The 26,290-nt window shown below is 51.0% G+C and carries 19 protein-coding genes, 2 pseudogenes and 1 riboswitch; of the genes and pseudogenes, 2 read left to right on the top strand and 19 right to left on the bottom strand.

Going from position 1 to position 26,290, the window contains the following annotated elements; all coding sequences use genetic code 11:
• Positions 1 to 45: 45 nt before the first annotated feature.
• On the top strand, positions 46 to 759 hold the full coding sequence (locus H8693_RS05930) for a DNA alkylation repair protein (RefSeq protein WP_249280227.1): 714 nt from the start codon (positions 46 to 48) through the stop codon (positions 757 to 759).
• Between the two features lie 699 nt (positions 760 to 1,458).
• On the opposite strand, the gene H8693_RS05925 is transcribed toward H8693_RS05930, so the two are convergent.
• A complete protein-coding gene (locus H8693_RS05925; protein WP_249280226.1) occupies positions 1,459 to 2,169 on the bottom strand; it encodes a transaldolase family protein in 711 nt (236 codons plus the stop codon).
• 199 nt (positions 2,170 to 2,368) lie between these two features.
• Between H8693_RS05925 and H8693_RS05920 the strand changes: the two genes are divergently transcribed.
• Positions 2,369 to 3,256, top strand: coding sequence for a MurR/RpiR family transcriptional regulator (locus H8693_RS05920; RefSeq protein ID WP_249280225.1), 888 nt, complete (start codon positions 2,369 to 2,371; stop codon positions 3,254 to 3,256).
• 546 nt (positions 3,257 to 3,802) lie between these two features.
• On the opposite strand, the gene H8693_RS05915 is transcribed toward H8693_RS05920, so the two are convergent.
• The 18 genes and pseudogenes from H8693_RS05915 to H8693_RS05825 all read right to left on the bottom strand — a co-directional run bounded on the left by H8693_RS05915 (position 3,803) and on the right by H8693_RS05825 (position 26,275).
• A complete protein-coding gene (locus H8693_RS05915; RefSeq protein WP_249280224.1) occupies positions 3,803 to 5,866 on the bottom strand; it encodes a M13-type metalloendopeptidase in 2,064 nt (687 codons plus the stop codon).
• 760 nt (positions 5,867 to 6,626) lie between these two features.
• Positions 6,627 to 7,526: an energy-coupling factor transporter transmembrane component T gene (locus H8693_RS05910; protein ID WP_249280223.1), complete on the bottom strand. Its 900-nt coding sequence runs from the start codon at positions 7,524 to 7,526 to the stop codon at positions 6,627 to 6,629.
• Positions 7,516 to 8,253 carry an ECF transporter S component gene (locus H8693_RS05905; RefSeq protein WP_249280222.1) on the bottom strand — a complete coding sequence of 246 codons (738 nt, stop codon included), beginning with the start codon at positions 8,251 to 8,253 and terminating at the stop codon, positions 7,516 to 7,518. Before H8693_RS05905 ends, H8693_RS05910 begins: the two co-directional genes overlap by 11 nt.
• On the bottom strand, positions 8,250 to 9,956 hold the full coding sequence (locus H8693_RS05900) for an ABC transporter ATP-binding protein (protein ID WP_249280221.1): 1,707 nt from the start codon (positions 9,954 to 9,956) through the stop codon (positions 8,250 to 8,252). Before H8693_RS05900 ends, H8693_RS05905 begins: the two co-directional genes overlap by 4 nt.
• On the bottom strand, positions 9,929 to 10,807 hold the full coding sequence (locus H8693_RS05895; RefSeq protein WP_249280220.1) for an energy-coupling factor transporter transmembrane component T: 879 nt from the start codon (positions 10,805 to 10,807) through the stop codon (positions 9,929 to 9,931). Before H8693_RS05895 ends, H8693_RS05900 begins: the two co-directional genes overlap by 28 nt.
• A 77-nt stretch (positions 10,808 to 10,884) precedes the next feature.
• The gene (locus H8693_RS05890; RefSeq protein WP_249280219.1) at positions 10,885 to 14,457 is read right to left on the bottom strand and encodes a prenyltransferase/squalene oxidase repeat-containing protein; all 3,573 of its coding nucleotides are present in this window, start codon (positions 14,455 to 14,457) and stop codon (positions 10,885 to 10,887) included.
• Between the two features lie 48 nt (positions 14,458 to 14,505).
• Positions 14,506 to 15,834, bottom strand: a complete 1,329-nt coding sequence (locus H8693_RS05885) for a DUF4430 domain-containing protein (protein ID WP_249280218.1) — start codon at positions 15,832 to 15,834, stop codon at positions 14,506 to 14,508.
• Positions 15,835 to 15,980: 146 nt separating this feature from the next.
• A riboswitch (cobalamin riboswitch) is annotated at positions 15,981 to 16,205 on the bottom strand.
• Between the two features lie 355 nt (positions 16,206 to 16,560).
• On the bottom strand, positions 16,561 to 17,232 hold the full coding sequence (locus H8693_RS05880; RefSeq protein WP_249280217.1) for a hypothetical protein: 672 nt from the start codon (positions 17,230 to 17,232) through the stop codon (positions 16,561 to 16,563).
• 27 nt (positions 17,233 to 17,259) lie between these two features.
• The gene (locus H8693_RS05875) at positions 17,260 to 17,745 is read right to left on the bottom strand and encodes a hypothetical protein (RefSeq protein ID WP_249280216.1); all 486 of its coding nucleotides are present in this window, start codon (positions 17,743 to 17,745) and stop codon (positions 17,260 to 17,262) included.
• Entirely contained in the window at positions 17,742 to 18,452 is a 711-nt protein-coding gene (locus H8693_RS05870; RefSeq protein WP_249280215.1) for a hypothetical protein, read from the bottom strand. Before H8693_RS05870 ends, H8693_RS05875 begins: the two co-directional genes overlap by 4 nt.
• Before the next feature lie 205 nt (positions 18,453 to 18,657).
• Complete coding sequence (locus tag H8693_RS05865) at positions 18,658 to 20,112, bottom strand: hypothetical protein (protein WP_249280214.1); 1,455 nt, start codon at positions 20,110 to 20,112, stop codon at positions 18,658 to 18,660.
• 20 nt (positions 20,113 to 20,132) lie between these two features.
• The gene (locus H8693_RS05860) at positions 20,133 to 21,935 is read right to left on the bottom strand and encodes an RHS repeat-associated core domain-containing protein (RefSeq protein ID WP_249280213.1); all 1,803 of its coding nucleotides are present in this window, start codon (positions 21,933 to 21,935) and stop codon (positions 20,133 to 20,135) included.
• Between the two features lie 33 nt (positions 21,936 to 21,968).
• A complete protein-coding gene (locus H8693_RS05855) occupies positions 21,969 to 23,072 on the bottom strand; it encodes a YncE family protein (protein ID WP_249280212.1) in 1,104 nt (367 codons plus the stop codon).
• Positions 23,073 to 23,084: 12 nt separating this feature from the next.
• Entirely contained in the window at positions 23,085 to 23,744 is a 660-nt protein-coding gene (locus H8693_RS05850) for an AHH domain-containing protein (RefSeq protein ID WP_249280211.1), read from the bottom strand.
• Positions 23,736 to 23,852, bottom strand: a pseudogene (locus tag H8693_RS10730) (RHS repeat-associated core domain-containing protein); the annotation flags it as partial. The pseudogene H8693_RS10730 and the gene H8693_RS05850, both read right to left, overlap by 9 nt.
• A gap of 81 nt (positions 23,853 to 23,933) precedes the next feature.
• The gene (locus H8693_RS05840; protein ID WP_249280210.1) at positions 23,934 to 24,182 is read right to left on the bottom strand and encodes a hypothetical protein; all 249 of its coding nucleotides are present in this window, start codon (positions 24,180 to 24,182) and stop codon (positions 23,934 to 23,936) included.
• 15 nt (positions 24,183 to 24,197) lie between these two features.
• Positions 24,198 to 24,854, bottom strand: a pseudogene (locus H8693_RS05835) (RHS repeat-associated core domain-containing protein); the annotation flags it as partial.
• 89 nt (positions 24,855 to 24,943) lie between these two features.
• On the bottom strand, positions 24,944 to 26,275 hold the full coding sequence (locus H8693_RS05825; protein ID WP_249280208.1) for a hypothetical protein: 1,332 nt from the start codon (positions 26,273 to 26,275) through the stop codon (positions 24,944 to 24,946).
• Positions 26,276 to 26,290 lie beyond the last annotated feature (15 nt).

Genomic DNA, 26,290 nt, shown 5'->3' with positions numbered 1-26,290 from the left:
AAGCAGAAAAATTCAGGCCCCGTTCCGGGGAGAAATGAGGGAGATATGGCATCATCCACCGCCAGTGTCCGGGAAACGCTCTTTTCCCTGCAGGACCCGGCCTATCAGGCCTTTCAGAGCAAGCTTTGTCCGGGTGTGGACAACATCATCGGAGTCCGCATGCCGGCGCTTCGCCCCCTGGCTCGAAAGCTCGCCCGGGAGAGCGGCCTGCTCTATTTTCAGGAGGGGCCGGAGGACTACTATGAGGAACTCCTGCTGAAGGCCATGGTGCTGGGCTATGCCAAGGGCAGTCTTGCGGACAAGCTCCCCCATATCGCGGCCTTTGTGCCCAAAATCACCAACTGGGCAGTCTGCGACTGCTTTTGCGGCGCTCTGAAGGTCACTCAGGAGGACCCCGAGGCCATGCTGGCTTTTCTGCGCCCCTATCTTTCCGCGCCGGAGGAATTTTCCGTCCGGTTCGCCGCGGTGATGCTGCTGGAGTTCTATATTGACGCCGCCCACATTTCAACCACCCTTTCCCTTTTGGCAGCCGTCACACATCCGGGGTATTATGCCAAAATGGCGGTGGCCTGGGCGCTTTCCATCTGTTATGTCAAATTTCCCGCCGAGACGCTTCCGCTCCTTCAGGAAGGGCAGCTCGACCCCTTCACTCACAACAAAACCATTCAGAAGATCTGCGAGTCGTTCCGGGTTGCTCCCCAGGATAAGGCAATGCTCCGGACTCTCCGACGCCCCCTACTTTCTTTAAAAAGAAAGTAGGCAAAGAAATTTTGCGACTGGGTTTGTATGATTCCTCTTTTTTTCGCCGCCGCATGGGCTTCTTCCGCCATGGTTCACCTCTGTGCTCACACCTTCTTTCCATAAGACAGCAGGCAATGAAATTTTGCGACTGGGTTTGTATGTTTCCCTCTTCTTTATTCCGCCGCCGCATGGGCTTCTTCCGCCATTGTTCACCTCCGTGCTCACACCTTCTTTCCATAAGACAGCGGGCAATGAAATTTTGTGACTGGGATTGTATAATTCCTCTTGTTTTTCGCCGCCGCATGGGCTTCTTCCGCCATTGTTCACCTCTGTGGTCACACCTTCTTTCCATAAGACAGCGGGCAATGAAATTTTGAGACCGGGTTTGTATGATTCTTCCTTTTTATTCCGTAGCCGCTCATTTCCCACCCTCGAAAATATCTCCCGGCACTCACACGTTCTCTCCGCAGGACAATAAACTAAAATTTGCGTCGCTGAGATCGTGTGTTACCCTATCCATACGTTGTTTCCCAAACATCCTGCTTTTTCTATGCAGGCCGGCGCCCCCATGACAGGAGAATTTATGGACTGTCCGTATGCCTGGTGTCTTACCGGCTCTATGCCTTCTCCTTTTGCGCTCTGCATACGAAAAAACAGCGGCGAATCAAATATTCGCCGCTGCCCCTCATACTCCCGCAAATCTGCGGAAAACGGATTTTATTCCAGATTATATATCCGCTTGCCCTCGCCATAGAGAGTTTCCCAATCCTTCACAAACGCGTCTACGCTGCTGTTGGTGAGAGGATGGCTGGCGCAGGCCTTCAGGAGATCCAGGCTCACGGCCACATTATCTGCGCCGGCCAAGGCTGCCTGCTCCACCTGATGCGCCGTGCGCATCGAAGCCGCCGCCAGAATGACGTTATTGATGCCCTTCATTTTCATAACCTTGCCGATCTCTTCCACGACCTTGATGCCGTTGCCCGAGATATTGTCGGCCCGGCCCACATATACGGCAACGCAGTCCGCGCCCGCTTCGATGGACAGAAGCGCCTGGTTCACAGTGACGATGGCTGTCGCCGTGATCTTATAGCCCATGGCATGGAGCTTCTTCATGGCCTTATAGCCCTCCGGATAGGCGTCGATCTTCACATAAAGGTTATCGCCCTTGACATGCGCGCGAATCGCCTCCGCGTCCTTGATGATCTCTTCCGCGGTAGGTCCAATGGTCTGAACGTGAAACTCCGTGTTTTCGCCGATGGTCTCGCGGATCTCCTTCAGGGCATCGAAGAAGGACTGATCCTTGCCCATCAGGTCGCGCCGGGCGATGCCGGGGTTCATGCTGAAGGCACGCAGGGGATACATTTCCATGCCCTCTTTGATCCAATCGATATTCGCCGTATCCAGGCAGTAACCCAAAATTTTGTTCATGTTTTCCACCTCATCAAAAAGTTTCTAATTTCATTGAGCCTTCTTCCAGCTCAGTTTTAGTATAGCATGCGGCGGGGGAAAGTCAATACTTTTTTGAAATAATTTTAGATGTATTTTTATATTTTCAAAATTATTTTATTGTATGTCCGGCGGATTTGTGCTATAGTAATCCTAAAGAATTATAAGGGGGAAATATCCCATGCCGCCATCCAAAGCGCCCATCCAGGAGGGCCCGGCAGACCGCCGCCAGCTCCTTCTCACCATCAAAAACAAATATGGCGCCCTCTCCCGGGCCTCAAAAACCATCGCCGATTTTATCCTGGCCCATTACGACGAAGCCATTTATCTTAACATCCGCCAGATTGCCGCCCATTGCCAGGTGAGCGAAGCAACGGTGACCAACTTCGTCAAGGCCATCGGCCTCAGGAGCTTTCAGGAATTTAAGATCTGTATGGCCCGCGGCGCGCAGGAAGAGCCGGAGGAAAACGTCATTTATGGGCAGATCCTCCTGAATGATCCCACGGACCTGCTCTGCAAAAAGGTGTTCCATTCCAATATCGATTCGCTGAACAACACGCTGCATATCCTGGACCCCGGCCTGGTGGAGGATACGGCCCAGAGGATCATCAAGGCCCGCCGGGTGGATTTCTATGGCCAGAGCGCATCGGCCATCGTGGCGCGCCTGGTGGTCAATCGTCTGCAACGCATCGGCATCCGGGCCATGGTATTTGACGATCCGCATATGCAGATTTCCTCCGCCGCTCTCCTGGAGGAAGGCGACATCGCTATCGGCGTCAGCAATTCCGGCCGCTCCCGGGAGGTTGTTGCTGCTCTGGCTTCGGCCCGGGAATCCGGCGCCTATACCATCGCCATCACCCGGGCGGATGGTTCCCCCGTGGCCGCCGCCGCGGACCGCACACTGCTTATCGCCACCAACGACCTTGAGTTTGTGGAGGATGCCTCCTCGCCGTTGGCAATGATTGCCCTTTTGGACGCCCTCTATGTCTGCGTAGCCGCCAAAACGAAAAAACGCACCCTTAAAAACCTGACCAAAATCCGCCAGACCCTCCATCCCGAGAAATCCTGACCGTCTCCCCCTCCCCGCCGCAGCCGGTATTTCCGGCTGTTTTTTGTAGGCGTTTCTCCCGGCTTCGGGATCCCCCCCCCGCAGGCGGGAAGCCGCGTATCCTTCTGCACTAACAAAATGAGGAATAAAAAATCTTGCAGGAAAAAGGCATTGTCTGCCGCACGTCCCCCAGTCTTGCCTTTGTCTCTCATTTTTGCTTGATCTCCCGGGAACTCAAGACCGCTTCCAGCGGAGCATATTCCCCGGGCGCGCCTATACAGCTCCTGCCGCATGATGTGCCCTGTGCAAATAAAAACAGCTCTGTTTTAATCCTACTCCAGGATTATCCCCCATTTCCAACCAGAATTCACCGCCTTCAACGGCAGCAATGCAAAAAAAAGTTTTTTCTCACTCCCGCTTCTCTATCCCCTGAGAAAAATCCGCCTCCGCAGCCACGCCAATAAAAATTTTTTATCCTTAATAATCGGACGATTCCTTCGGAAGCTAACGCTTTATATAAAAAAATGCCCGGCGCATGTCTTTGCACCGGGCATTTCCTTTTTCTTTTTACCAGACCGAAAGCCGTTCCTCGGGTGCGAGATACATCCCGTCGCCCTCCTTTACGCCAAAGGTATCATAGAACTCCTGGAACTGCTGCACAATGGCATTCGTCCGCAGATAGCCCGGAGGATGCACATCGCTCTGCAAAATCATCTCCTCGATCTGCGCCAGCGTCTGCGTTCTCCATAGGTGTGCATAGCTCTTAAAGAAAGCTGCATAGTCAAAATTCTCTATTCCCCTGGCAATTTCCATCATGCAGGAGACTCCGCCCAGATCGGCCACTGTCTCTCCAATGGTCATCTGTCCGTTTACTTTCGCCCCGTTTACCACTTCAAACTGGCTGAAGTAATCCGCGACCTTTTGGGTGCGTTCATTAAAGGCGGCGCGGTCTTCTTCTGTCCACCAGTTGGATAGATTCCCGTCTTTATCGTATTGGCTCCCGTTGGAATCAAAGCCATGGGTGATTTCATGGCCGATAATCATGCCCAAGCTGCCCATTTGTTCCGCCTCGGATGCCTCTGGGTCATAGAATACGCCGCCCAGAATAGCCGCCGGCACATTGATGGAATTATCCGTGGCCCGATAAAACGCATTCACTGTCTGGGGCGAGACCGACCAGAGGTTGCTGTCCACCTCGCTGGCGGCCTGAGCCACCTTGCGTTTGGCAGAATGATCCCGGATACTCACAAGATATGTGAGCAGACTTCCTCCCTCTTCTTTGGGCACGAAGGAAATATCCGAATAATCATAGAGCGACCAATCCTCCGGATACCCCACCCGGACCGTCAGGTTATCCAGCTTTTCAATAGCCTTCTGCCGCGTGGCTTCACTCAGCCATTCGGTATTCTCCAGGCGTTTGCGGTATACCGCAACCACGTCCGCAATCATATTCTCCACATTCTTCTTTGTCTCGGGAGAAACATAGGCCTCGGCATACATTTTTCCCACGGCCATATCCAGCAGGGAGTTGGTATAAGTGTAGGCCATGTCCTCCACCGTTTCCGCGACTTCCGTGCCGGCAATGGCGCTGGTGTATTCATTATACAGGTTCAGGCACTCCTGATCCAAAAATGCCCCCAAAGGCTCTAGCGTTCCTTTCAGCATATATGCCTTCAGCGCCTCCAGATTCTCCTCTGTATACAACTCGTTGACTTTGCTGAGCCAGTCTGGCTGGCAGAGGATAAATCGATCCACTCCTGCTTCGGTAAAATCTTTAAGCAGCCCGGCTATGGGGAATGCGGGGGACATATCCTCCATCTCCTTGAGCGTAACCGGGTGATAGATCTTCTCGTTATATCCCGGCTCGTTTTGCTCGGTCTGCCCGTCGCAGACCGACGCCAGACTGGTTTCCAGCGAAAAGGCCAGTTCATCGATCTTCTGCGCTTCTTCCTGCGTGTAGCCCACTCTTTGCAGCAGCTTTTGGAACAGCGTGCTTTCCGCCGCCTTTTTCCGTTCCCCAACAGCTGTCAGCTGAGCATATTCGTCCGCATCCCCCAAGGCAAAATCCGGCGCGTCAATATAGACGGCGTTGTGCCTGCTATCCTTCAGATCTGCCATCACCGTGATGCTCATGGGGGCGCTGGCCATCTTATCCTTGTTGTTCACCAGATAATCCGTCAGATCCTCCAAGGTCTTGATATTCTCAATATCCTCAATCAGAGGCTTCACCGGCTCCATTCCCTGCGCATTGCGTGTTTTCATATCCAGATATGTGTTATAGAACTGCTGCGTCAGCTTCGCTTCCATACTGGTCTGCGAGGAATCTCTCAGAAGGGCGAGGATTTCTTCCTTTACCTCTTCCGCACGTTCCGTAAAAGACGAAACCTGCATCGTTCCTCCCGACATATCCACGCTCGTCAGCCAGTCCTTGTTGACTGCTACATGAAAATCATCCGTTTCCTTGACTGAGGTCTGGGCCGTCACGTTTCCTGCAATATCTGCCACAATCCAGTCCTTGGATGTTTCTGCGGATGATGTCTGCTCCGGAGTGGCTGTCTCCTGGGGCTTCGTGCCACAGGCAGAAACCAAAAACAACAGGATCGCCAACAGAAATGCCAATACCTTTTTCATTTCGATTTCTTTCTCTCCTTTATGTTATTTCACTTTTACAGTGCTATTATATTATATATACGATTCCTACGGCAAGACAGCTCACCTACTTTCTTTAAAAAGAAAGTAGGCAAAGAAACTTTATGACTGGTTCACATAAGGGCTGTTTATCCTTTCGCTCCCTGCTTTTATTCTGCTCCTTGTCTTTTAGGAAATTCCTTCTTTCTAAAAAACAGCCAAAAAAACTCTATAACTGGTTCACATAAGGGCCGCTTTTCTTCTTCTTCCCTCTTTCATTCTTCCCCTCGTTTTTTTAATAAACCCCTTCTTTCATAAAAAAACAGCCAAAGAAATTTCTTGACTGCGTCACTTACGGGCCATTTCTCTTCTGCTTTCATTCTGTTCCTCATATTTTTAATGAAATTTTCGTCCCCATAAAAAATCAGACAAAGATGTTTCGATGTCGCGCCGTGCAAACGCTGCTTTTTATATTCCCCGCCATCTCCCTTTTCCTGAACGATCTAACACGGCGAAACGGTTTCCGGCCTCTATATAAAACCATATAAAATTTCAAAAAAGCATCTGTTGCGGCCCTCGCCTCGCCTGTTTTTCTAAAGGTAGGCGGCAGGAATCGTTTTCTTTCATTTGCGGCATTTTCCCATAGCCGCCGTCCTCTGTTTCAGGCAATCCCATAAGGAGAATTCCCGCCTGCAAACGCAAACTCCGCAAAAAAATAAAGGCTTCCCAAAAGCCTTTGTTTCTCCAAAAACTTGCCGGGGATTCATGCCCCCATTTCGTCTGCCGTCTGGCGGGCGCGGCGCTTCCAGCGCCACTCCCCGCACATCTGCAATGCCAGGGGGAGCAGGCAGAAGATCCCATAGGCCAGATAAAAGATATAAGACGCGGGCGTGATCCGATTGAAAATTATTTCCGGATTATAGAGAATCCTCATCTGGTCGAAAAAAAAGCCGGTGAGCAGCACGGCCGCCAGGCCGGAAAAAGCGATCACCAGGCTCCGGTCGCGGTAGTCAAAGCGATAGATGGACAGGGCGCTGCGCCCCCGCAGTGTAACGCCCCGGCAGCGCATGGACGCGGCGGCCTCCATGCGGTTTTCTATTGTCCAGGTGACGAGGATGGAAGCCATACGGAAAAAATTGCCGATCCGCCGGAAAAGTCCGCCCTGGTTCAGCCCCCGCCCAATACCCCGCTGGGCGGCGCCGGTTTCCCGTGCCCGTTCTCCCAGCCGGGGAACCATCCGCAGGCAAAGGGAGAGAAAAAGCGAAAGACGCGGCGAAACCCGGCCAAAGAGATAGACCACCTTGTCGCCGGTGAAAATCGCGTTCATGCAGCTTAGCCATAAGAGCACGCTGGCCGCCATAGTTCCCAGAACCATCCCATAAACAAAGGATTCCAGCGTCAGATTATTCCCGATGAAATTCTTTGCCAGCACGGTCACGCCAAAGTGGGTATATCCCGCATAGAACAGCGCAAAGAGCAGAATGCAGGGTGCCAGCGCCAGGCCAAACCCGGCCGCCCGCCTCCCCCGGAGCTTGGCCGCATAGGCAAAGGAGCAAAGAAAGCTCAGCCCCAAAAACACTGGATGGTTAAACAGGACCGTCCCGGCGATGACCGCAGCAAAAAAGAAAAGGTTGATGGCGGGATGATAGGAATCAAACCTCATGGCGCTCCTCCAGCAGGCCATATTTTGTCTGGATCCGGCGGAGCTTCTCCAGCATGGGATGGGCAGCCAGCAGCAGCGTGAGCACGGTGGCCAGGGCATGCACGGCGTTCACCGGCAGGCCGGAGAGATAGATGGCCGCCGCCGAAGCCGGGGTGATCTCGGTTGTCATGGTAAACAGCGTGCAGGTATCCAAAAGCGGCCCCACCACCAGCAGGATGGCCGCGCCCCCAAACACCGCCAGCAGCACTCGGTTCTCCTGCCATGCGCTGCGGCGGAACAGCGCCCCCGCCAAAAACCCGGCCATGGCGAAAGCAAACATCTGCCAGGGTGTCCAGATCCCCTGGCCGAAAAAGAAATTGGAGACAAAGGCGCTCACTGCGCCCACCAAAAAGCCAGCTTCCGCGCCAAAGGCCATTCCGGCAATCATAATAATGGCGGCCATGGGCTTGAAATTCGCCGCCCAAACAAAGGCGCCCCGCGACGCCACAGCGATTGCGCAAAGCACCGCCAGCACCACCAGCTCCCGGGCCTGGGGCCGCTTGTGCTCAAACACAAAAAAGAAAGGGAGCATGGCATAGACGATGAGAAGGACGCTGGTGATATAGAATTTGCGGTCGCCAAACCTCCAGGCGAGCCAGACGGTCGCCGGAGCCAGCACCAGCAAAATCAGATAGGATAGAACCCGCCGCCGGGCTTTCTTTCCGTGTTTTTCCCCGCCAATGTTCATTGCCGTTCTCCCCTCCTGATCCTTTCCTTTCCCTCTCCCCGGCTTTCGCAGACCCGGCGGATCACGTCGTCCGCCGTCACAGCATAGGGGAAGAGATGGCGGCTCATCCGGTTGGCTGCCGTGGTATAAAAGCTGTTTTCCGCAAAAAAGCGGCCCGGCGTGTTGGCAGTGACCACCCCGCCGTCAAAAAACATAGCGACGGCATCGGCATATTGGGCGCAGAACTCGATATCATGGGACACCAGCAGGATGGTGACGCCCTTTCGTTTCAGCCCGGCCAGGATCTCCGCCAGCGTTTTTTTATAAAAGCTGTCGATGCCCTTGGTGGGCTCGTCCAGCAAAAGAATCTTTGGCTCCAGCAGCAGCACCTTCGCCAGCGCCGCCCGCTGCTGCTCCCCGCCCGACAGGTCATAGGGATGCTGAGCGAGAAGATCCGCCACCTGCAGCTCGGCGGCGATCTTCAAAACCCGTTCCTCCCGCTCTTCCCCGCCGCGGCCGGGAAGCATCTCCAAAAGCTCCTCCCGGACGGTCTTTTTGACAAACAGCGTTTTGGGGTCCTGGGGCAGCATGGCCAGCATGCCCTGAAACAGCTCGTCCGGGCGGTATTTTTCCACCTTCCGCCCCTCCAAAAGCACCTTGCCCCGATAGGGACGGCAGATATGGCAGATGGCTTTGAGCATCGTGGACTTCCCCGCGCCGTTTCCGCCCACCACGGCAAACAGGCTGCCCCGGGGCACCTGCAGGTTCACCCCGCGAAGCACGTCCGGCGCGTCCTTTTCATAGCGGAACCACACCTCTTTTAACACCACTGCGGCATCCGCTGCCGGGATCTCCTCCAACGGCGCGGGCGGCGTTTCCCGGCAAACCGGGCGGCCCTCCATCTCCCGGGAAAGCCAGCTCCGCCCCTCCCGCACAGTGAGGGGGCATTCTCCGCCGCCCTCCGCGCCGTAAAAAATCCGCATGGGAGCGGGCAGGGCCGCCACCATATCGCTCCCCTCTGCGCGGAGCCTGCGCCCAATGCCCCGGGGGGTATCCAGGGCCATGAGCCGGCCTTCTTCCAGAACCGCCACCCGGTCGGCCGCCGGAAATACCTCCTCCAGCCGGTGCTCGGAGAGGATGACCGTCGTCCCCAGCTCGAGGTTGATCTTGCGCACGGTGTTCAAAAAATCTGCCGCCGCAATGGGGTCCAGCTGGCTGGTGGGCTCGTCTAGAATCAAAACCTCCGGCTGCATGGCCATGATGGAAGCCAGGTTGAGAAGCTGCTTCTGCCCGCCGGACAACTCGGCAACATCCCGGTGAAACCAGTCCTGAATGCCAAAATAGCTGGCCATCTCCGCCACACGCAGGCGCATGGTCCGCTGGTCGCAGCCCAGGCTCTCCAGGCCAAAGGCCAGCTCATGCCAGACCTTGTCCGTGACGATCTGGCTATCCGGGTCCTGCATCACATAGCCGATCTTGGCGCTCTGCTCCCGAAGCCCGGCTTCCTCCAGCGGTTTTCCGGAAAAAAGCACCCGTCCGCTGCGCACTCCGTGGGGCGTGAGTGCGGTTTTCAGGTGGCGCAGAAGCGTGGATTTCCCGCTCCCGCTTTTCCCGATGAGCACCAGATATTCTCCCTCCTGGATTTGAAGGCTCACGTCCTGCAAGGCATTTTTCCCGGCCTCCGGATATGCAAATGTCAGATTCTCGATTGTAAAATGCGCCATGTCCAGGCCTCCTTGCCATGCAAAATCACGGGGACTGCCAAAAAGCCTCCCTCGAAAACCAGCCCCAGAGCCGCCGCCGCACCAAACGGCGGCAGCTCTGCCCCAAAGGTTCCCGCGCCGCCTATCGCGCCGCAGACTGCCGCGCCCGCCAGGCAGACGAGCAGCCACCCGCCAAGAAAGCCGTCCCGGGCCTTTGCCGCATACCGGGGAAACCGTGTCCGCGGGCCGCTTCCATATCCCCGGCTGTTCATGGAGTCCGCCGTGAGCGCCGCGTCCTCCAGGGCACAAGACATAAGCGCCGAGAGGATCTCCATGGCGGCCTGCATTCGCTCTCCCCTCCGGCGGCCCGCCGGGTCCTTCCCGATGCACCGCCTTCCCTCCCGGATCCGCCGGGCCTTTCCCCTGAAATGGGGAACAAGCCGCAGCGCCATGCAGAGCACGAGAGAGAGGGCGGGAGCGCGGCTCCCAAACAGATAGGTAAATTTATCCCCGGACATCACCTGATTATAGCAGGCAAACCAGAGGCTCACCGCCAGAAACATCCCCCCAAGGGTCATGCCGTAGAAAAGCGCCTCCCCGGTATAGGGCCGCCCGCCCAGCCAGGTGAACAGCACCCGCTCTCCCCGGGGACTAAACAGGGGATTTATAAGGCCAACCAAAAGGCAGAAGGCCAGCATGCCGAAAAAAAACCGCAGGCCGGCTCTTCCTTTCAGGAGGAAATAATAGCAGCAGGCCAGCGCCAGCGAAGCGAGGAGATAGGCAGGGTGCGCAAAAAACATGGTGAGCGCCGCCGCCCCGAAAAAAAACAAAAAACCAACCGCCGGATGCACCCCGGCCAAGCCCCGCGCCATGAAAACTGCCCTCCTGATTTGCAAAGGGCCGGAGATCTGCCCTCTCCGGCCCTTCTCGCTTTTCTTATTCTCTCATATCAGTCCCGCTTTTTCAACTTGCCGTTTTTCGCCAGGATCACCAGCACCAGCACGCCCACGCCCAGACAGCCGAGCAGGATCCAGAGCCAGAGAAGGGAGGCTGCCGGCGCCGGCGCGCCTGTCGCCTGCATCGCTCCATCCGCCGGAACTGCGCCGTTTTCCTCCAGCACTGCCTCCGCTTCCGCCGCGCCGCCTACGATGCCGTAGACCGCCGCCGCCGAAACGGCAAAGACAAGCTCCCCGTTCTCCTCGCGGCATTCCATGGACTCCATCCGTCCATCCGCCAGCATCCGCGCAATCCATAGGCCCGCATATCCCTCCGCATCCGGGGCGGGAAGCCGCAGCGTCGCCGTCCCGGTCAGCTCCGCCGGTTCCCCGGTCCGGATATCCGTAAACGCCACCTCCAGCGCCATAAGCAGCGTGTTGCTGCCCATGCTCTCCAAAAGCGCGTCATATGCGTCCTCTCCTGCCGCCGCGCGGCGCACCGTCATCTGAATATACCAGGGCAGGCCCTCAGCTGAAAGGCCGGTTTTCCCGTCTTTGTGATTCTCTGCGCCGATCCCCTCCAAAATGCCGTCCAGCCGGGAATAATTGACCACCTGCGCCTTCTCTGCATCGCTCAGAGCCGCATAGAGGCGATAGGCCGCCAGCACGTCCTCCAGCGCGTCACTGCCGTCTGCCCGCAAGCCGTCAATGCGCCGCATGGCCGCCGCCGTATCCTCGCTCACCCGATAGGTCACGTCGCCGATGGTAATTTCCGTCTCTCCGTCACCCAGCGTTTTGGTCTCTCCGCCGGCGCTCACATTTGTTTCCGTTTCATCGGTTTCCGCGTCTCCCAGCCCGGATGTCTCGTTTTTCTCATTCAAGGCGGCAAACGCCGCTTCCGCCGCCGTCAGCGTTCCATAGTTTTCCACCAGCGCCTGCTGCTCCGCCGTAAGGGCGTCATAGGCCGCCCGCGCCGCCCGGATCGCAGATCCGCTCTCCAGCGTGACCTGGCCGATAGCTCCAATTTTTTGGATCGTCTCGCTTATTTCCTGCAAAAGCCCGGCCAGCCGCGCTTCCGCCGCCGCCAGGACATCTGCGTTTTTCACCTTGGCCTGCTGAGCTGCCGGCAGCGCGTCAAAGGCGGCCCGCGCCGCAGCGATTCCGCTCCCGCTTCCAACGCCCACTTCGCCGATTCCCGCGATGAGCTGTTCCACGCTTTCATAGGCGTTTAAGGGAATTACATCCGTCATGTCATAGAGGAATGTCCTGCCGCTGCGCAGCCGGTCATAGGCCGCGAGGGCGCAATATCCCTGCTCGGTCGCCATGCCGTTGACGCCGCCGCCCTCCACATGCCGGAAGCCGCCGCCCGCCACGGCAAAGCTCAGCAGGGCATCCATCACGCTGTTTCCGTTTTTGATGAACCGCGCGTCTGCCGCCGGGTCAATCCCCAGGGCCGTCAGCGCCACCACGACCTGAGCGCAGGATTCGCTGTTGACCGATCCCCAGCTGGCAAAGCCGCCGTCCTCCTTCTGCATGGCGGAAAGGCGGGCAACGGCCCGGTCCACAGCCGCCGTCACCCGGCTGTCCGTCCCATAATACGCCGCCAGCGCCTGAATGGCCATGGCCGTGATATCCGGGTCGGCGCTGGAGCCAAAGAGCGCCCAGCCGCCGGAGGCAATTTCTTTCTCCAAAATATAATCGATGAGCTTTTCCCGCGTCGTCTGCGTCTTGCCCTCCGGGGCGGCGGGAATTTCATATTCCCGGGAATCCAGGGCGAGAAGCGCATATACCGGCCCGTTGATGCCCTGCCAGATCACCTGGTCATAGTCCGCAAGAGGCTCCAGCAGGTTATAGCCCGCCACATCCGTCACGTCATAGCCCACGGCGGTCAGGCCCAGCACCACCCGGGAATATTCCGTGTATTTGCGGGAATCCAGAACGCCCTCCTTCTCCGCCACCTCCTGGCAGACGTTGGCGATATAGCGGGCGAAATACTCCTCGCTCACGGGATAGCCGCTCCGGGCCAGGCCGATCACCGCCCACTCGCCGCCTGCCGATGCAATCACCGGATTTGTCACCGTGCGATAGAGATAGGCCCCCGTGGCCTGATAGATCTCTGTAAACTCCGGCCCTATAAGTCCGGCCATCCGCTGGACAGCTTCTTCCAGCTTTTCCTGAAGCGCCCCGGATATTTCTCCCTGCAGGGTTCCCAGGGCGTCAAATGCCTGCTTTGCCGCCGTCACCTGGGCTTCGTCCGCCGCCGTGAGATCCTCCGGCGCGGGAAGCGCCTCAATCTGCGCCCGCACGGCCTCGATCCGCTCGAGCTCGGCCAGCCGCTCCAGGAGCGCCTCCACCTTGTCATATTGGACAATCTGGGCCTGCTCTTGCGCAGACAGGCTCTCATAAAGCGCCTGGCAGGTCTGGATCTCATCCTTGTCCTTCAGCGTCGCCGCTTCCGGCGCGGGAAGCGCCAAAATCCGCTCGTTCAGGCTCTCGGCGCTGCTCTTGACCGCAAGAGTATAGCGCGTTTCGCTCGCCCCGGTGTTCATAGAGGGCCATGCGCTGTTGCCTACGCCCACATAGAGCACATCTCCCGAAGATAGGGAAACCGTCTGGCCGCTCTTGATCCAGCTTTCCGCCGTTGGCGCATAACTGTTTTTATAGGCCCGGGCCTGGAAATTCCGGTTAGTCGCCCGATAGGTGATGGTCACTGCCGTCTCTCCCGGCTCCAAAACCAGCGTATAGGCTGTTTCCGCGCCGGAAAAGGCCGGGGAAAGCTCCACTCCCGCGATTTTGAGCGACGCCAGGGAAGTATCGCTGTCTCCCCAGACGCTGCCGATATCCGCGCCCATGTTGCAGCTGTATTCCATGCGGATCACATCCCCCGCCGCCAGCCTTCCGTTGGCGATGGTATACTGGTCCGCACCCTCGGAGGTAAACCAGTCGTTCAGCGAGCACATCCATCCGCCATAGGGCACGTCATCCGATGGGCCCAGGAGCTTCCCGTCCCGTGCAATGCTCTCAATATAGGTGATGGACATGTCGTTTCCCGGGCTTGTGCCATAGCCCGCCCAGGAGAATCCATCCGCCGCAAGGGCGCGCAGCACGGCGGTCATCATGGTCAGGTCGTCGGTTACGGGCACTGTCGTATCCAGAATCGTACCCGTCCATGCTCCGCTTTTCAGGGTGTCGTTGCGGACGATCACCCGCACGCTTCCCTGGCCGCTGCCCGTCCGTGCCGCCGCCTTTCGGGCCGTTTGGGGCGCAGCGGCTGCCGACGGGCTGGGGCTGGGAGAGGCTGCGGGAGCCTCCGCCGGCGTCGCTTCCGCAGGCTCCTCTGCCGGCGGCGTCTGCACGGGACCGCTTGCTTCGCCTTCCTCTGCCGGTTCCGCCTCCGGGCTTTGCTCCGGCGCGGCAGACGGCTCGGCCTCCGGCGCTGCCGTCTCCTCTATTTGGACGGTCTCTGCCGGTTCCGGCGCCGCTTCCGCCAGCGCGCCCATGGGCAGCGCGCCCAAAACCATGGCCGCCGCCAGGATAAATGCCGCCAGCTTTGTCCAAAACCGATGCTTTCTCATCCCCTGTTTCATGTTCTGCTTTCTTCCTCCTTATATATTTTTCTTTTGCTGTTTCTCTGTTTATGCCATGGGAGCGCCCAGATCCGCCCCATATCCCTTGCAGGTATAGCGCCAGACGATGGCGTCGCCGTCCTTCAGAGTGTAGGCCGAGCATCCATAGTTGGGATACCAGCCGTTCACCTGATACATCCATCCCGACTGGTTCCCGCAGTCAAATTCATAGAGATGGTTGATCCCCTCGACATAGTAGCTGTTGTAGACCGGCGTCCAGGAATATTCCAGCTGGATCCCCGCCCGGGAGCAGGCCCGCTTGAGAACATCAAAGGCTGTCTCGCCCTCTTCAAATTCCAGGGTGGAGCGGGCCAGAATCTTCCCGTTGGATGGAACATATTTGTTCTTGCCCTCTTCCAGATCCCCCATATTCTCCAAAATAGCGTCGCAGCGGATCTCGATGGTGCATTTCTGCTTTTTCTCCGCCGTCTGTCCGGCGCCGCCGGTTCCCGCCGCGCCGCTCCCGCCGGAGGAAGCAGGCTTTGCGGCCGCGGGCGAATCCCCCGCCGTACTGTTTCCTCCGCCGGCGTTTCCCGGGTTTTCCTTATTTTCCTGCTGCTCTTTTTCGATCTGGGCAGCCTTTTCCTCCTCCTGGCGCTGCGCCTCCTCGGCCGCGCGGAGTTCCTCCTCCCGCTCAGCCTGCATCTCGTCTATCTGCGCTGCCGTAAAGCAAAGCTGGGTTTTCTCTCCCGCCCGGCGCACGCTCTCCATTTGAAAATCGTTCAGGGTATTCAGGGAAAGCTGCCCGGAATGCACGCCGTCCGCCAGGACACTTGCCATTTCTCCCGCCGCAATCCTACTGTCCGCTAAGGCGATCTCTCCGGCAAAACAGCAGAAATTCGCGCTGCCGGAGGGCGCGCTCACCGATGCCGCCCCGGCCTCCAGCCGTCCCCTGGCATCCATCGCCCGGATTTCCAGGGAATCTCCGACCACAGCAAAAATCTCGCCCCGGGAGAGGGACAGCGCCATGCCATCTCCCTCCATATGCAGGGTAAGCTCGGAATTTTCGCTGACGAAAATCCAATCCTCTCCGGATTTCAGTTCGATGGATGATCCGTTCAGCGTCTCCACGGTATCCCCATCCCGAAGCTGTGTCCCTTCCGAAAGGGAATAGGCGATTCCGGCCCGCTCGATATTGGCGCCGCCCACCTTGTTTTGGGCAGTAAGCGCGGCCTCTGCGGTTTGAGCCGCCCCGGGACCGCCCGCAGACGGCGGCCCGGCAAACCATCCCTGTATGCTTCCCACGGCCAGAACCGCGGCCGACAGAATCACCACAATAGCAGCCGCCATCAGGCCATTATACAGCGCCCTTTTTTTAGAAGGTGTTTTCGTTTTCATCCTTCGTTCTCTCCTTTTCGTCCTTCTCCCCGCAGCCGGTGAAACCGCCGCCAAAAAAGCCGGATTCCAATAAAAAAAGCTATGGCAAATACATGCCACAGCCGTTTTCCTGTGCCGTCCGCGCCTGCCGAAAGCTCCGGGCAAGGTTCGTGTTTGCGCTCTTTGTAGTTCTTCTGACTTACGCATATAAAACAAATCGGTTTCTGCGCCCAAGGCCCTGCCTTCCCAGTTTCCCAGTGACCGATTTTCATCGACGGACCATGGACTCTGCGCTTACAGCGGCGGATTCCGTCCGGGATTTTCACCCGGTTCTCTTGTTCATCCCTGAGGACTTGGCATGCGCCCCAGGGCCACAAAAAGCTCTGATTGTCTGGGCGGATAAGCCGCCCACGTCTATCTTATCATAATTTTCGGCGTTGTACAGAGAAATTTCTCCTGTTTTTCCCGTTTTTTCTTTTCAGTCCCAGCCAGATTGTCTTTTTCCTTATTTTCTCAAAGAGAAAAAGGAAGTAGATGCATCTCTTCCCCTTCTCTTGTTTTATTTGCTTATCACGATTCTATTTCAATATATGATTATTATATAGATCCTGATAAACAACCTCCTCTTATCTTTTTTATAGGGATTATTCCCGCAATAGCTGTACAGGTGCTGCGTCCACAGATTTATCATACTTTCTTGCTTATCCAAAAAATTGGTAGGCACGCAAATGCGTGCCTGTCTAATTATTATTTATATCCATTGGTTTTTCTAATTACCGGTATGACAAATCCAAATACAAATAACCCTGCTAGTGAAATGTATTTTATTATATCAAAAATCTTATACAAAACTTGCCAAGTTGGAACTGTAAAAACTACTATTTCTTTTCCATTTATACTTCTTCGAATGGTTCCAAAATCATTTTTATATACAAATTCCCCTCGGTTTCGAATAGTTTCAGTATAGTCACTCCCAAAATTTGTAAGATCATAATTTTTAATATCGTTTTCTGTTATTGCTTTCTTAGTAACTAAGAACCCTTTATCATCAAACTCTATTAGTTCCTCTGCTTTACTGTCATATACAAGAATATGATTATCACCCGATCTAATTCTTATTGCTGTCCCCACGGAAACCTCAGGATAAAGGGTATATTTATATTGTCCTGTTGGCCCATATATTACGACTGCATACGATTGTTTCTCAAACATTCCCCCTTGAACTAGGAAATACAGGTTTCCCTCATCATCGGCATCATAACGTTTTGAGCCAGCGCCTACCCATTCTTCTAACACAAAGTTAGTCCCTTCTACTTTGCCGTGATACCCCCCAAAAGTTTCTCCTAATATGATTGTTCCTGCTAATCCCATTATGAACATTAGAAAAAGAATTATCAGAAAAAACTTTTTTCGTTTCATAAGCGTGCCTATCTGTCCTTATCTTTTTCATTCTACATAATCCAGGCTTTCAATTACTACTTTGTTCGCAAATATTCCAAGAAAATCGGTATTCGCATTTACAAAATAGAATGGATAATTATTTTCTATATCTTTCAATATTCTAAGACGAAACCCATCTAATGTTGTTTCCATTTGCATATCATCTTTATTTTTATGATCATTCGCATCATAAATTGTACAATAATATGTTTCAATATCCTCGATACGCAGCAAGCACTTTATATTCGGATATTCTCCCGAAACAAATTCAATATAGATCCGATCTTCCGGCTTTGCCGTTGCGACTGCCGTATATCCTTTGTATTGATCTGCGAAATATTTATCCGTATAATCCAATGCTTCCTCCCCATTCACCTTTTGTATGCGAATCACCTTCTGCATTTTCTGGGGAAAGAGAAACTTTTCATAATCTTCCCGGGATATGTTGCAATGTTCCACACTAAATTTTCGTACATCTTTTCCAATTTTCATTGTTTTCTTTTTAATAGAGGATAAATGATAATTTCCCCATCGCTTTGCAGCATTTGTTCATTTAAAACGATCTTTTCCTCTCCTGCCATTAACGTATACCCATTTTGATCTATATCTACAAAGGCATATTCCACAATCTTTCCGCCAGGCAACTCCTCTCGATGGAAAACTGTTCCTTTAGAATCATGAATGATTTCTGGTTCGTTAATCGCATCGCTGTTTTTTTCATATGTTACACATTCTAAGTCCGACCCATCATCCGCATAATATATAGCTATATCCCGGTCAAAGCCTCCAAAAGCAGATATTACCATTCTCCAGTTAAAGCTGGATTTTTTCCACCCTTTTTTATCTTTTATTACATATCCCCTGCGCCATACTCCGTTCTTCCCATCATGAATATAGACAACCGCATGATTATCATCTATATGCAAAATATCTTGAATTTCACATTCAGGGAAACTCTCTAAAGCCATTTCTTCTACTGTTGCATATCGTTGATCCTGAGCATATAAGTTGCCTATCTGTAAAATGCTGTTATATGCAAAATATACAATTCCGGCAACCAGAACAACACAAACAATAATCCATAAATATTTCCGTTTTTGGGGAGCCTTTCGCAGAAGCTTCGCTATTAAGATCCATCCCACTATGATCACTACAGTTCCCAGTATTTCAATTATTTTTGTCATCATTTTCATATTCATGGCAAAGATTCCCCATACTTCTGCTTATGCCCGCCATTTGTATGTTTGCTATATAGATGCCATAAGAGATTATCTGTATGATCGTGCGAGTCGTTTTATCTTATTGTAAAACTGATGTATTAAATTTCGGCACGCTTCCTCTCTTTTCCTTCCATTCTTTTTCAAAAAAACACCCCTCTTAGGGGTGTTTGCTCCATTCACACCATTATTTTGTTTTCGAATCCCGGCGATAGGGGTCCACCTGGGAGAAATCCAACGGAACGGTATTTTCAACGACCTCGCCCGTCTTCAGGTTGATCTTATACACCAACTGCTGCCCGGGATCATCATCAATATTCCCCGTCGTGAACCCTCCATAGACTTTATACACAAACATCCAGTCCCCCGCATAATCGATGGTATATTTCTCTTTATCGATATCTTTGGGGGCATCGCAGAGCCGCGTTTCCCCGCCAAGGGCTTCTCCTTCCCATTCGGCTTTCCATATCCCACCATCGGCCAGATACACAATCCCCCGTTCATCCAGCCCAACAATGCGCTCGCCCTCCTTCATATCCCGGACGACTTCCCACTCGAAGGTTTCGGGATCCATCACCAGCAGCTTCTGATTTTTCAGGGGTAAAATCGGTGCATCATCCGACGACCACTGCTCTGCCAGCATATATATCTTCCCGTCCCGCTTCATGGCATAGGAAACCCGGTGAGTTTCGGCTATATCGCCTAGGGGAAACATTTTCTCTACTTCCCAGTTTTCCCGGTTCACAATCACCATTTGCCCGGTTTGGGAAAAATATGGATCTTTATAGAAGCTATAAAGATAATTGTCGTCCAAGTAAAGAACTTGAAAGTCATTAAACGGTTTATACATTATATCTTGCGACAATACTACTTCTCCAGTTTTTGGATCAATAATCTGGGGCTCAGCCGACAATTCATCCCCGATATCACTCCATTCATTTACCAAAGTAATAGTAATATAGGTATCCCCCAGCGAGTAGATAGAAATTTCCTTTCGGGGAGATCTATTGTTTTCAATAGGTTCCTGTTCCGTCACCAAAGCATTAAAGACTACGGAACCCACCTTTTCAAGTTCAGGAGTTGTATAAAGAACTTTATTCCATCGATACGGCTGATATAGGCAAATATAGTCTCCCTGCGGTCCATATTCCACTGCCGTATACTTATCGGAAATAATATGGAACCCACGGACATTAGTGGAATATTTATCTTTTGTACAAGGCAATTTTGTGGGCTGCGCATGCTCATCATCAATAAATAGTGCCGCATAGATATGATCCGTCCAGGGTACTGTCGATCGATTATCTTCTATTCGATCAAGGCCCGTAAAATATAACTGTCCCTCCCTCCATTGTAAACGGCTTACACTAGGATTCGCTACCTCCAACTGAATATCTTGGCCGTCCATTTCCATACTATATATACCTGTTGTTCCGTCTTCATTGGAGATATAGTATATTCGGTCGTCTCCAACAGCAGACGCGTATCCCATGTTTGAAAAAGTATCAGCCTTAAAACGAATACGCAGAGGACCCCGGGCAATTTTAGAAGACTGAAATGGCAATATAAAACTCAGTCCCACTCCTATACCCAACACCGCAACTATACACAGAATAATGGTTATATATAGTTTCTTCTTCACTGTCTTTTCCTCCCCTACGTTTAACGGGTATAATAATTGTTGTAATAAACTCTATCAATCCCGGAGTCTTCATAAAAAGAATCATAATCATTAAACTCTTTTTCTAACGCACTTCCATTATATACCGTTATTGATCCGTTTGGATTGACAACATAGCAGGCGAAATGTCTTCCCCAACTAGCCTCGCCTCGTTCTTCTTCAGTAAACGACCATCTATAGGAAATAATATGAATAGTGTTTGGCAAGGATTCCGCACCTGCTGCCGAATGCTGTTTATATCCTTTTTCCGTCAAATATCCCCTTACTGCACCTTCACTCGCTGCATTTGTGAGTGGAAAGTTTCTTCCCGGTTCATTGAAATATGCTAAAGCATCATGAACATCTGCCTCTCCACCCAAAAGGCTGTCCACTTTAACTGCTGCAATAAATCCACATCCATCGGCCCCTACAGTGGAATTATTAAAACGCAAGTTTTTATATGCATTTTTACGCTGATGTAAATTTGTCCCACCATTTGTAACATCATTTTGAAGTGCTTTGTATTGATTGTAATAAGTCATCTCGAATAAAGAGATCGCAACTTCTGTAGACTTTACCAATTTTTTATAGTAATATAACGAATCTGCATAAAGGTTATACATAGTATAGTTTTTCTCGTTATAACTCGTTGTAACTAGTGGGCGTAGTCTATCTATTTGACTATATGCATTATTTCTCTGGGACTTTAGCAGGCGTAATTTTAATTCCAGTTCTTTCATACTATGCCCCGTCGGGTCCACCATATTAACGGGGTTGTTCCCGCAATAGCTGTACAGGTGCTGCGTCCACGGGTCATACGGGTTCCCACTGTAGCTGTCTTGCGAGAGGAACCGCCCCGTGCTGGGCTGATAGAACCGCGCGTTCATGTACTGCAGTCCACTGCTTGCGTCGCTCACGCTCCCCGTGAACGTCACGTCGTTTAAGAAGTTCTCGTTCCCCTTCTCCTCCGTGTTCCCGAACTCGTCGTAGTCGTAGCCCTTCACTAACCCCGCGTTTTTGTCCAGGATGTCCGTCACGCTCCCGCGCACGTCGTATCGATAGAAGTAGTACTGCCCCGCAAACGGGTCCGTCACCTCTACCCCCGGCACTGCAAACCGCTTGCTGGCGATGATCTGCCCCCCCGTGTTCAGTACGTTTTCGCTGGTCATCACCAGATCCTGGTTGGTTGTGAACAGCAGCGCTTCGCCCATGTAGTAAAATCTCGTGGTCTTGTCTTCTTCGACGCGCTTCAGCCGTTTTCCTGCCGCGTTGTAGGTGTTTGTGGTCGTCTGCGTGTCATATGTCACTTCTCCCGTGATCTCGTTGGCGCTGGGCGTCTTTACGCTCACTCCCGTGAGCAGCCCCCGCAGGTCGTAGGTATAGTCCGTCTCCTTGTTGTATACCTGCGTGTTCCCGCCCACCGTCACGCTCACATGCTGCCGCGTTTCCTTTTTCTGGTTCCCATTGGCGTCGTAGGTATAGCTGGCGACCGTCGTGTTCCCTTCCTTGATGCTCGTGAGCTGGTTTAAGTTATTGTAGCTGTAGGAGAGCGTTTTCCCTTCGCTCGTCTGCGTCAGCCGGTTCCCCACTGCGTCGTAGGTGTAGCTCGTCGCCTTTCCGTCGATGGTGGATTTTGTCAGCCGCCCCACCGTGTCGTATTCATACGCTTTGTTGACCGTTTTGGCCGTTCCGTAGTTGGTATACGTCTGCTCCGTCAGGATGTTCCCCACGTTGTCATACGTCAGGTCGATCTGTTCCTTTTTCCCGCTCACGCCTCCATAGCCCTGGGTTTCCGTCTTTGTCACCAGCCCCAGGCTGTTCTCTATTTCAATTCTTGATTAGCAAAATAAAGATAGAAAATCTGCAATTTCGATGCAATATCCTCCTAATGAGGTCCCCAACAATAAATACTTACTGTCTCCACTAAATCCGACAAAATGGATTCCTGGCAAAATATATTCTTTTACAATCGTCCAATCTTTGCTTTGATAAATTTTTAAGGTTCGTTTTTCCTTATCCATTTTCAAATCGCTTTCCACAATTGTTACAGCTAAATATTCACCATTTGGTGCCCATGCTATCGCATATTTATCATATTGGACAAGCATTCCATAATGAAGATTAGTCTTCTTTATTGGTGTTCCAGAAAGTTCTGGCAGAGTATACAAAAGATTTTCACCTTGATCATAAATTTCAATCTTTGAAGTAATATAATCAATTAAAATTGCATAATATCCTTTGCTTTCACAAAACAATACCATTATATCCCCCACTGTTGGCCAGTTAGGGTCTTGAATTATATAATCATTTAAATTAAAAGGGTATTTCCATCTCAATATTTTTTTTACAGCATCAAAAACATATTCCTGGTTATGCGTTTTATATGCAAATCTAATCCTGCATTCAGGTTTTAAATAGTTTTTCCTTGCTATATTCTTATCTAAACCAAGTGGATTTTTATCACCTTTCTTTACTGTTTCTGGTAATACACTCCAAAAACGTTCAAAATCTTGTTCTGCCAAATGTTGCTTATTCCATGGTGCAATTTTTTTTAAATCTAATAATATATAATTTTTACAAACATTCCAATCAAATCTTGAAAAGACCCCCCCACTGTCCATGTTATAAATATATTTCCCATCCTCAGAGAAGAATAAATATTTAGATTTTTCTTTTGTTACATTTCCTCTCGAAACTTCTTTTCCCGTTGCGCAATCACAAACACAAATTTTCCCACCATTCCATACAAAAGCAACGTATTCTTCATTTGAAGAAAAACATATATTTTGTGGCCCGTAGGGTAACTTTATATTGACAATTTCTTCTGCTGTTAAAAATTTATATATCGCTATTCCTCCGTCTAATCCAATCGCTAGATAAGTGTTCTTCATTGAAGTTATCATCTGATAACACTCTTTTTTTATAAAATTAGTGAGTTTCACTTTTATCCCCCCTTAATATGTTAACTTATCGGCAATGTCACTTGCTCTTTTAAGTTCCGCTTTAATTGAACCCAGAGTTAACGTCACACTCGAAGCCAAAAATGCTTTATAAGTTGCATCCATTTGATCTTTAGTATATCCTGCGCTTTCCATATGTGCCTTAGCCTCTTCAAACGCAACATCAGCTTTTTTCTTAGCCAATGCCATTTTAGTGTTTATCATTGTTTTATAGCTTTCTAACATACCGTCTTTTGTTGTATGTAGGTGCCTATGTAAATCATAATTTATAGGCTCTATATTTATTTTACTGTCCAATCCTATCCCCGCTTCCTCCAAAATGTCACGCGCTGGCTCAAAACCTTTCTGTGCTTTAGGTACAATATGGTGTCTTTCCTTATCTTTCTCAGGATGTCTCTCGCCTTCCTTTACTTTATCCAACGCTCTAGTAATAGCTCCGGAAATAACACCCGTTGTTATCAATTTTGCGACATTTTCTATCCCTTTTTTTAAGTTTCGGGTGCCTGTTTCCCAACCTTTTTGAACACCCTCCGCAAAACTCCCTCCGTTTGCGGATATAGCAATACCTGTAGCTACAGCAAATATTCCTATAGTAATACCAAATAAGGCCCCATTTATCACCTCTATAGCGCCATGCCCCGTCGGGTCCACCATATTGACGGGGTTGTTCCCGCAATAGCTGTACAGGTGCTGCGTCCACGGGTCATACGGGTTCCCACTGTAGCTGTCCTGGCTCAGGAACCGCCCCGTGCTGGGCTGATAGAACCGTGCGTTTGATTTTCATTATTTTTTATTGTTTGTCCCAAAAATGAGTAGGCACGCAAATGCGTGCCTGACTCTTTGTTACTCTTCCTTTATAATTATCCAATGGAATTCATCTTTAAAATCATCATAGCATTTTTTGCATATCCAATTTTCCTCATCTAAAGTACAATATGCTTCTGTTATTGGGCCTTTTGATGATATTAGTTCATAGCAAAAAGAACAATGTTCGTGGGCACCTTTAGAAATATCACCATCATATTTTTTATATTTTAGTTTTTTATTTAGCAAAAACTTTTCTTGCCCCATTCTTCTCCAATCTATCTTCATTCTCCATTTACCTCCTTATTTAGGTACTACACTTCCATCGGCAAATATGCGATAATTTATTCCTTCGGGGCTTTTATAATCCCAATGCAACTCAATACCATGAGGATGATTTAAATCCGGATGTAATGATTCTCCTGTTTTAGGATTATACCAAGAGCCTCTTGGGCTTCCTGGCTCTCCGGAACCCCTCCACTCAAAATCTTTTCCTGGAGGCTTTGATGCATCATATCCCGGAAACTCAATTTTGGGTTTCTCTTTTTCCCTATTTTCCGGCCGAGGCGGTGGTGGAGTCCTATCGTTATCATTTTTGTTCTTTTTATTATTCTTTTTAGGTATTGGACTTGGCTGCGGCTTAGGAACATCCTTTATTTTTTCTTTAGTTTCAGAGTCATCCCTCACACTATTAGAATTAGAAATAGCCTCACCAATTATGACACCACCAAGAAAGATAGTCGCTATAGCCGCAATAATTTCTCCATATGGAGTAGGCTCCGCCAGGGCTGCTCCCCATATCCCCTTTAAAGCACCTATCGCCCCCGCACTATGCCCCGTCGGGTCCACCATATTAACGGGGTTGTTCCCGCAATAGCTGTACAGGTGCTGCGTCCACGGGTCATACGGGTTCCCGCTGTAGCTGTCCTGCGAGAGGAACCGCCCCGTGTTGGGCTGATAGAACCGCGCGTTTGATTTTCATTATATTTTATTGGTTGTCCAGAAAATGAGTAGGCACGCAAATGCGTGCCTGACTGTTTTCTCGTTATTCATGTTTCTTTGTCCTCAAAAGAGCCTACCTCTGCCTTTTTAATCCGCAGACCCTCACTGTTAGCGAAATCGTTAATTACCCGTTCCAAAACCTTTAATGCTTGGTTAAGTCCATTCACCGAAGCAGCATCTATGGCTGTCCCTATGCTGGTTCCATCCTGCCATAGTGAGAACTGCATATGAAAGGGCCCGTCAAATCCATTGAAGGAGCCAATCGCATACCAGTCATCTATCAGTTTTTTCAGCTGTTCGCCCTGCTCCTCGCTCAACGTTTCAAATTTTACCGTAATTTCCAAATAGGACGGATCTGCCTCCCGTTGACGCTTGAAGCGGACATACGGCGGCTTTGCAAATTGTGCCATTCCTCCGGCCTCCTTCCATTTGCGGCGGCGTTCTTCCTCCGCAGCAAAGAGTTTGTCCGCTTCCGGTTGCGCTGCTTCCAATTCCCCGGGATGGTATACCAGCCGATTGCGTTTCCGACGTTCCCCATCTGGATCAACAAATAAGGTATACCCTATATTTTCCGGCGGTAAAATGGGTTTCAAATAGTCTTTCAAAGCCAGATATTTCTCCGGTTCAAAGAAAAATACATTCGGCGTCAGCTGGATATAATACGCCAGCCGCCCATCTTTCATGGGAAGTTTTTCCAGAATATGATGTGGAACATTGGCAGCAAAGGCCTCCTCCCCACCCAGCGCCTCGATATGTTTTTCCGTCAGAATGTTGCCCCAATAGTACCCTCGGGCCAGATGGTCGTATTTCTGAGAATTCTGATTAGCATAGTTTATTTTGTTTACAACCTCATATTCTGTAGGATTTATGATTGCAGCTATGGATACTCCATATATATAATCTAAATATCCATATATTCCATCAAAAGAGACAAACAATTCTTTAAATAATGCTACCATTCTATTTGTACAGGCATCATCTTTTTTCCACGGGATCACAAAATGTTGTATATCATTCATCTCCTTAGATATACCCTCAAAAAATTGCGATGGTTTTATAAACTGTATACACATGGGAGGATGAAGAGTAAAACCATTTTTTGGCCAAATAAACAATGAAATAGATTGTATGTTCCCTTGCCGTATTTCTTCTTTGACATTCTCCCATTTCTTTGGTGTAATCGTAAGAATTTTTTCTTTTCCGTTCTTATAACTAACTCCTATTTGGTACACAAACTCATGATTTTGTGTTAGGGGAAATGTCCGTTGACTTTTTTCCATTATTTCGATTGCTTTTTCTGCATTTTCATACCAATCCGTTTTTGTAATAATAGAAAATTGCACTACCATCTCTCTATCTTTTCTTTCCTTTTCTGTCATACTTTCTCTCCTCAT

It is taken from the genome of Guopingia tenuis (genome assembly GCF_014384805.1).
GTDB classification, from domain to species: domain Bacteria; phylum Bacillota; class Clostridia; order Christensenellales; family Christensenellaceae; genus Guopingia; species Guopingia tenuis.
The sequence above is the reverse complement of the archived record's forward strand: the minus strand, read 5'-3'. Positions and strand labels throughout refer to the sequence as shown.